This is a genomic window from Salinicoccus jeotgali (assembly GCF_039538805.1).
In the GTDB taxonomy this organism is placed as follows: Bacteria; Bacillota; Bacilli; order Staphylococcales; family Salinicoccaceae; genus Salinicoccus; species Salinicoccus jeotgali.
The window spans coordinates 1-7,908 of the sequence record NZ_BAABCK010000016.1 but is presented as its reverse complement, the minus strand read 5'-3'; the positions used below and the strand labels follow the sequence as shown (position 1 = coordinate 7,908).

10 protein-coding genes are annotated in these 7,908 nt (G+C 36.5%); 1 reads left to right on the top strand and 9 read right to left on the bottom strand.

Features of this window, described 5'->3' with window-relative positions:
- Positions 1-104 precede the first annotated feature (104 nt).
- The 3 genes from ABD734_RS04025 to ABD734_RS04015 are packed head-to-tail and all read right to left on the bottom strand — an operon-like array spanning position 105 to position 1,715.
- Entirely contained in the window at positions 105-443 is a 339-nt protein-coding gene (locus ABD734_RS04025) for a hypothetical protein (RefSeq protein ID WP_344701664.1), read from the bottom strand.
- A gap of 1 nt (position 444) precedes the next feature.
- Entirely contained in the window at positions 445-1,371 is a 927-nt protein-coding gene (locus ABD734_RS04020; RefSeq protein ID WP_344701663.1) for a relaxase/mobilization nuclease domain-containing protein, read from the bottom strand.
- On the bottom strand, positions 1,353-1,715 hold the full coding sequence (locus tag ABD734_RS04015; RefSeq protein WP_344701662.1) for a MobC family plasmid mobilization relaxosome protein: 363 nt from the start codon (positions 1,713-1,715) through the stop codon (positions 1,353-1,355). The genes ABD734_RS04020 and ABD734_RS04015 overlap by 19 nt, the downstream gene beginning before the upstream one ends.
- A 394-nt stretch (positions 1,716-2,109) precedes the next feature.
- Here ABD734_RS04015 and ABD734_RS04010 point away from each other — a divergent pair, with 394 nt between their 5' ends.
- Positions 2,110-2,376 (top strand): hypothetical protein, encoded by a 267-nt coding sequence (locus tag ABD734_RS04010; RefSeq protein WP_344701661.1) that lies wholly within the window; start codon positions 2,110-2,112, stop codon positions 2,374-2,376.
- Between the two features lie 29 nt (positions 2,377-2,405).
- On the opposite strand, the gene ABD734_RS04005 is transcribed toward ABD734_RS04010, so the two are convergent.
- From ABD734_RS04005 to ABD734_RS03980, 6 genes are all read right to left on the bottom strand, one after another.
- Positions 2,406-3,341, bottom strand: coding sequence for a replication initiation protein (locus ABD734_RS04005; RefSeq protein WP_344701660.1), 936 nt, complete (start codon positions 3,339-3,341; stop codon positions 2,406-2,408).
- 211 nt (positions 3,342-3,552) lie between these two features.
- Positions 3,553-4,041 (bottom strand): hypothetical protein, encoded by a 489-nt coding sequence (locus ABD734_RS04000; protein WP_344701658.1) that lies wholly within the window; start codon positions 4,039-4,041, stop codon positions 3,553-3,555.
- Positions 4,042-4,111: 70 nt separating this feature from the next.
- Positions 4,112-5,341, bottom strand: a complete 1,230-nt coding sequence (gene mobV / locus ABD734_RS03995; RefSeq protein WP_344701657.1) for a MobV family relaxase — start codon at positions 5,339-5,341, stop codon at positions 4,112-4,114.
- Positions 5,342-5,492: 151 nt separating this feature from the next.
- The gene (locus ABD734_RS03990; RefSeq protein ID WP_344701656.1) at positions 5,493-6,437 is read right to left on the bottom strand and encodes a replication initiation protein; all 945 of its coding nucleotides are present in this window, start codon (positions 6,435-6,437) and stop codon (positions 5,493-5,495) included.
- 193 nt (positions 6,438-6,630) lie between these two features.
- A complete protein-coding gene (locus ABD734_RS03985) occupies positions 6,631-6,780 on the bottom strand; it encodes a ribbon-helix-helix domain-containing protein (protein ID WP_344701655.1) in 150 nt (49 codons plus the stop codon).
- 303 nt (positions 6,781-7,083) lie between these two features.
- Positions 7,084-7,797, bottom strand: coding sequence for a hypothetical protein (locus tag ABD734_RS03980; protein WP_344701654.1), 714 nt, complete (start codon positions 7,795-7,797; stop codon positions 7,084-7,086).
- Between the last annotated feature and the right edge of the window lie 111 nt (positions 7,798-7,908).

The following is a 7,908-nucleotide window of genomic DNA, read 5'->3' as shown; positions in this document are numbered from 1 at the left end:
TACCAAGCGAAAGTTGATAGCTGTCGCTACCACTTCGCTTGCGCTCTCAGTGTATTTTAAGGCCTGTCACACATCAAAAAGTTTTCTCGGCATAAAAGGATCGACTACCTTAACCCTTCTAATCCCTTAAGAATCAACAGCAACAGTCCACCAACCATTCCCACCAGGATGACTACCGTCAAGGCACTCCAATACCATTCTCCCAAATTCCAAAGCTGCGATAGAAAAAGGCCTTCCCACACGCCCACCGCAAGCGTTCTGGCGATTAATGCAATGAGCAACACCATAGCGATTATGGATAACGCAAAGAATGAATACCCCTGTACTTTGTGAAATTGCTTACTCAATTTATTCTGATTCTCAAAGCTCTCTTTCAATTCCGCAAAATTTCTTCTTTGTGTATTCCGTAAGTCTTCGCTGACGCTTTCTGTGGCTTGATTCACTTTATAATTCCAATCCGTTGTCCCTTTTTCGAGTTTTTCTAACAGACGGTCGATTTTCTGGTTCCGCTCGTCCTGTGAATGCTCTATCTCTATCATGCGTTCTCTCAGCAGATTGTTTTGCTTTTTCAGTTCTGCCACTTCGTCTCCCAGATGTGACCCGTTCGAAGTGTGCCCACTCGTGGGGGTTGTCGATTGTTTTTGTTTCTGCGCTTTCAACTTCTCGTTTAAATCCATTTTCCAAGGCCTCCTTTTCATACTCCGACCCCAATTTCTTAGCCCGCACCCACTTATGGACATCAGGGTGCTTATAAGAGACCGTAGTGCCTCTTAATTTCATTTCGATACCCAGACCCCCCAAATCCTCCTGAAAGCTCTCAAAATCGCTTGTACGGCTTCTGGAGAGGTTTACTGCTTGTCTGATTTCATCTTTCCAACTGGATTGGCCTTTTTCTAGCACCGATTTTTCAGCCAACGTATAATTTATATCTGCATTTTTCTCCTCAACGACAGAGAGCCCATGCGCTCTACAGACTTCGTCATTCATCTCTTTGACATGATGGCGCTGCTTCGCATTGCTCTTATACTTTTGCCCATCCAACCCGACTGCATTAATCACGATATGATTATGAATATGCTCGGTATCATTATGTGTATAGACGGATACTTGAAACCCATCTGCTACCTTTTCAGCTAATTCCAAGCCCATCTGATTCGCTTGTTTTTCATTCGTCTCATGGGGTTTAAAGGACTGAATAATCGTATGGGCTTGTATGCCATCGTTCTTGCCATGAAATTCTCTCAATGATTTGAATTGCGCTTTCGCATACTCTGGATCACAACTCATTCCGCTTTTTTCAACCGCTCGTTTTTCAGCATAGTTGATGACTCTACTTGCTTGCTTACTGTTCCCTAATTTAGTCGTTGCCATAGCTGATTCACTTCATTTCTCAACGCTTCAAAATTCCGATTTAAATGCGCTTCATCGACATATTTCGTATTCACTACTCTTGCGATTTGATTTGTATTATTTGCGATGCCACTCAACTCACGCACAATTATTTCTCGTGTTGCCTTATCAAATTTCGGCGTGACCAATCGGCTGCCCTCCGCTTTCTTTTTAACGAATGCAGGCACACTCATATTCAATGTTTCGGCAGATTGTCTCAACTTTTCATATTCGTCCTCGCTCACTCTAAAACTGATTTGCTTTGGCTCTTTGCGACTGGGCTTACGCAGTTGGTCGCTAGCCATCAAATTGTTTTCTTCGTTCACAAATCCCACCCTCTCACTTCGTGATAATATAATCTTTTAAAATGTATCTTACGCTTGTAATCTCATTTTCGCAAGTTTATATAGGGTTTGGCAAGCGTCGTCTATTCTAGCCACTTCGTTCTGAATAGACCGGCTTGATGGGGTTTCCCCATACCCCTTTCGTTTTTTGTTGGCACAAAAAAAGGCTAGCGATTGCTAGCCATTAATCACATTAAATCTATTTTCTATTTCCTGTCTTACTAACGAAGATTAGCTTTATGCTAATCGGTCTTATGCCTTTAGGCAGTTGTTAACTTTATGCTAACCTTATAATTCAAGTGTATAATTCTATTAAAAGTATAACCCACTATTGTGTTTCAGCGCTTCCAGCCAAATGTAAAATGGGGTGAGTTTTATGAAAGTAACATTGTTCATTATTATGCTTTTGCTATTGGTTTTAATGTTTGTTTTCGTGATTTCACAGCAAAAAAAGAAAAAAGATAATGCTGAGCAAAAAGATTATATTGGTTATGGAATGAGTTATGGACTATTTGCTGGTGTTTTATTATCTATTATTTTTACTATATTTATTGAATCAGCATTAATTTGGAGTGCAGGACCCACATTAGGAGCTTTTATTGGAATAGTTATTGGTTTAATAAGAAATAAAAACAAAAGATGAAATTGTATTAACTTAAAAACGAAGAAAAGTTAATACTTAAAATATCTCATCTTGTCATATTGACTTGGACGCATCCAATCTCCCAATTCATTTTTTAATCTCATATGCTCATTCTGCAAAATATTTTTCATATCATTTTCCAAATGGATATCAGATATTTCTTTAAGTATTTTTTTGAATTTTGCTTTCGTTTTTCTGTCCAAGTAACCCCATTCATCTTCTTCATTCAAAAGCATATAAACCATTGCACGTTCACTACTTCTCTCCAGCGTTTTCCATGCTGGCTGAAGAATACTTAAATCATCAAAACAAACATCCCACTTCTTCGTCATGTCACGTTTCAGTTCAAATTCAATCCGCCAGAAATATTCATCTTCTATTTCTTTTTCTTCCACTTCACTCAGTTGTTTTTTCTTATCATAAATTCGGATATATCTTTCGCTATCCCGAACCCCAAAATACTTCGTTTCCACTTCTTTTTTACGACTTAAAAATATCGTTTCTTTGATTGCTTTGTCCGACATCACATAATATTTTTTTAAATCTATGTTGATATCAAATGCCAAGTCTATTCTTGAAAAATCTCTATTCGCCATGCGACTGACAAACGTATCAAACAGATACCCCTGTTCATCTCTTGTCAGGTTATTCGGGTTAAATTCAACCCTCATGTTTCTTCTTCCCAATGCCTGTCCAATATGTTTGTCGTATCTGATATATGCTTTATTACTTAATGCATTGCATTCAAACATATCTGTTTTTACATCTCGCACGGAAATATTAGAATCAAAAGCAACCAGATCCCTTAATATTTTTGCCTGTTCTGTAATCAAGTCACCTACTATTGTAATGCGGTCAAAGGACACTTTCATATCTTGGGTGGGGACACTATCCCCGTTTAACCGGCTATTAGAGTGTCCGGTTAACCCCAAATCTAATTTTTGGCGATTTTGTTCGTTTTCCATTAAAAAAACTCCTTTTCGTTGAACGAAAAAGAGTAGGCCATGTTTGATTAATTCCGAAACATGATATAATATCATTACGAAAACAAAACAAACATGAGTTCAAATAATCTTTCACTCGCCAAAGTTACCAGGTTATTTGAGCAAACTCTTTTTCTTTTTTTGGTTGAGGACAGTATAGCATATTGCTATACTGTCCTTTTTTTATAAAACATTAATCATAATAAGATATTTCTTTAAGATAATATCTCAGGTACTTTCTCATTATTGAATTTTTTTTGCTTGTAAATTGGTCTTCAGTCTCAGACCTAACAGAGAATTCTTTAAGTCTCTGTAAATTAACCTCAAATAAAGTATGCATGCTATTATATTTTTTCAAATCTTTTTTAAAACTATCAGGAACTTCTATAGCATCTCTACCTAGTCTCCACGCATTATATATATAGAAAAACTCACGATTACTAAGATTTTCTACAAATTCACCTGCTGAGGTTTTTGCACCAAATATTTGAATGATAGCTTCTTCACCATTCTCTTTTAACAACAGTTCATAAAATTCCCTAACTAGTTCATCACCCATTTTATCCAATAAAAACACTCCCTCTAAATTCTTTATTCCAATTTCCTTTTTGAGTGTGATGCGCTGCGGCCTTAAAAATCCTAAGAGCTTTACCAAGCGAAAGTTGATAGCTGTCGCTACCACTTCGCTTGCGCTCTCAGTGTATTTTAAGGCCTGTCACACATCAAAAAGTTTTCTCGGCATAAAAGTACCTCTACAGCTCTAAATCATCTCTCTGTCGCTTTTTAAGCTTTCTCCGTTCCTTTTCATCCTCAAGATGCACCTCTTTTTGCACAATTTCCATAAATTGCCCAGATCCACGCGTTAAATCATTTTGAAGGAATTTATCTTTAACAGTGTCGTACATCTTCTCAAACCCCTTAATATACTTCCTAAGGTGTTTATACAAATCTCGGACTATATCCTCTTGCACTTCATAAAATGTTTCAGCCTTTTCTCTGCCTTTCTTTTCTTCGTCGAGTTGGACATTCATTTCTCTATTTTTCTCTTGTAATCGGTCATTGCCCTTCAATAATTGTAAATTACCTTGTTTAAGCGATTCATTTTGTTTATACAAATCCGTGTTTTTTATGCTTTCATAATCATCTACGATGTTACGTGCAGCAGAGACTGTTTCCTGTAGTTCCTCGAATACTTCAGCAGATAACACCTTACGGCCTGTTTCTAGCTCTTCTCGGCCTGTAAACAAGCCTTTCTTTACTTCCACCTCATTCTCATACTCAACGGCCTCAGTGGCTCTCAAATGCGCTATATCGTCCTCTAAGCGTTCACTAAACGCTTTAAGTTCTGTTTTGACCTTCTGTAATTCTGTTTGATGATACTGCGTCTCTTTCTTAAAACGATCAATATCTTTATGTTCTCGTTCTGAGACGGTTTTGGCTGTGCCCCTGCTCAAGTCATAGCCCTTTTGATTCACGTACTGGTTAAATCTGTCCTGTAGCTCCGTCAACGCCTTCTTATTGCCTAACCGTTCTTTAGCCGACAATCTCCCGTCCTCTGTTAATGGCACAAACCCAAAATGCATATGCGGCACATTCTCGTCTAAATGCACAGTGGCATACACCATGTTGTCTGTTCCATATTCAGCTTCCAAGAAATCCAAGCTATCTCTAAAAAATTTGTGTGTCTCCTCTTCACTCAATCCCTCAAAAAATTCTCTATCACTGGTAATCAATCCATCCACATGACGAATGGCATCTGACCGGATTTTACGATGCCCTGAATAATTTGAATGAATGGTCTCCTCTATTTTTTTTGTATAGTTAATCTTGTTATCGTTTATCAAGTCATAATTTTTGTATGTGTCCTCATGCCGAATGTCTTTATTATTATAATTTTTATTCTCTCTTTGGTTATGTTTTTGAATGCCTGTGGTATTCACAGATCCCTTTACTTTGGCGACCCTCAAAATAGAATAAGACATGCTGCCCCTCCTCATGGACATCTTTAATACGCACATAAAGTATAACACACTAGACTTATTATCATAAGTCGTTAAAGCGTGTGGACTTGCAGTCGGCTTAGACCCTTGTTTTCGCTGGTGCGAAAAAGGGTGGCTCGAGCCACCCTAAACCCTAAAGTTCAAAGTCAAAATCATATAGCTTATCATGATGTGAAATTGTTATATAACTATGTAGTTCTTCACTCAATCTTTTATGTTGACCGCTCAAAACTTCTCTCAAATCATCAGATAAATTCACTTCTGATATTTCTTTGATTTTCTTTTTATATCTATATTTTGTTGAGCGTTCTATTTTCGACCAAGCAGATATTTCATTCATCAAATAATAAATTTTTGCTTGTTCTTCAAAACTTTCAATCGATAAATAATCGGGCTGCAATATATGTAAATCATCAAAACATTTATCCCATTTATTCGTCATTGAACGTTTCAATTCAAATTCAATTCTCCATAGATGATCGTGTTCAGATTCTTCTTCTTTTACTTCTTTCAACTGCTTTTTCTTATTATAAATTCTGATGTACCGTTCACTATCACGAACACCAAAATATTTAGTTTCTGGTTTATTATTTCGTCCATAAAATACAGTTTGCTTAACACTTTTATCTGACATGACATAATAATCTTCTAAATTTACAGGAACATCAAAAGCTAAATCTATTCTTGAAAAATGCTTATCTCTCATATTATCTAAAAACATAAATTGAACAAATTGATTTTCTTCTTCACATAATTCATTTGGATTAAACTCAACTCGGATTTCACTTCGACCCATAGATTGTGCTTGTTTACGATTATATTCTACATAGACTTTATTATCCAAAGCGTGACATTTAAATCTGTCATAACCCGTATCACGAAGATCAATACGATTATTACTTTCTACATGCCTTTTAACCCATGATTCTCGTTCTGGAATAAATCCACCAACAACAGTTATACGGTCAAAACTAACAGATATTCTTTCTAATAGTCCGAGCTGTGCAACACTTAACCGGCTATTAGAGTGTCCGGTTAACTCCAAATCTAATTTTTGGCGATTTTCTTCATTTTCCATTAAAAAAACTCCCTTTCGTAAAACGAAAAAGAGCAAGTCATGTTTGATTAATTCCGAAACATGATATAATATCATTACGAAAACAAACATGAGTTCTAGTAATCTTCGGTCGCCAAACTTTCGGATTACTGGAGCAAACTCTTTTTCATTTTTGGTTAAGGACAGTATAGCATATTGCTAGCTGTCCTCTTTTTTATGCATTTTTCTGCCCTTTCTTATATTCTTCTAGTGCTATAACAATAATTGCAGACTTACTAAACCCTTTTTCTTTTGCTAATTTTTCTAATTCGTTATTTTGTTCTTCTGTCAAAGAAATCATTAATCGTTTCTTTTCTGTCCCCACACTGATTACCACCTTTCATTTTATCTGCATAAAATATACATTAAATCATACATAATTGCAAAATATTAAAAATGTAGCCCAAAATATAGCTACTTTTGTAGCCTTGTGAAAAAACTCTGTATCCATTGATATTAAAGGTCAAAACCCTTCACAATCTATATTTTGGCACTCGGCACTTAAAGGGGGGGGCGTAGTGTCCCCCCCTTTTGGTACAATCTTTGAATTTTCTTGAAATCCAAGTTGATAAGAAAAGCTGCATGTTTGATGTAACATGCAGCTTTTCTCTGTATCTAAAAACGTATACTATTTTTTCTCGTATGACCAAGTCCATTCTGAACCGTCTGAAGAGAAATGATATACATATTCACCCATCTGGTCTGTTAAATGAAAATCATAAACGCCATTGAGTACCGGAGTTGCATCCAATTGCTTAGGATTATTATGCGCTAAATCAATCAGCTCATATGCTGTAAAATTCTTAGTTGTGCCATATACCCATTCCCAATACATGCCATCGTATGAAAAATCAAACTCATAGCCTTCATGGTCAAAATTATAGTGATACGGGTCACCTTCCAATGGCAGTTCATCTAACCGATTAGGTGAATGCATAGCCAGATCCGCAAGATGCGATTGGGTTGCTTGTGGTAGATTCCCGTCCTGCTGTGGAGTTTCTACTTGATTATCATTTTCCATATTGTCATTGTCAGCTTGTAATTGTTGTTCTTTCTCAAATATTTTAGCGACTGTTTCATTGAATTCTATCTGTGACAAATCTCCAAAATCTTTTTCATAAGTCAATTCAGATATTCTATCTTGAGATGCTTGCGTCATCCATGTGGAATCAAATCCTACATCCGCCCATCCATTTCCATTTGCATCGGTTTCTGCAGGAAGAATTTCTCCCCAAACTGTTTTAGCACCCTCTTCTTCTTCTGCTTGTGCCGTACCGCTTAATCCAGTAAAAATCAATGTGCCTGCTACTAATGCCGAACCAAGAATAACTGGTTTTTTCACTAAAAATCATCTCCAAAAATTAAATTTACTTTCAAAATAACTCTAGCTTAAAAAGTCCTTAATATTCAAATATCTTTATTCCAATTTCCTTTTTGAGTGTGATGCGCTGCG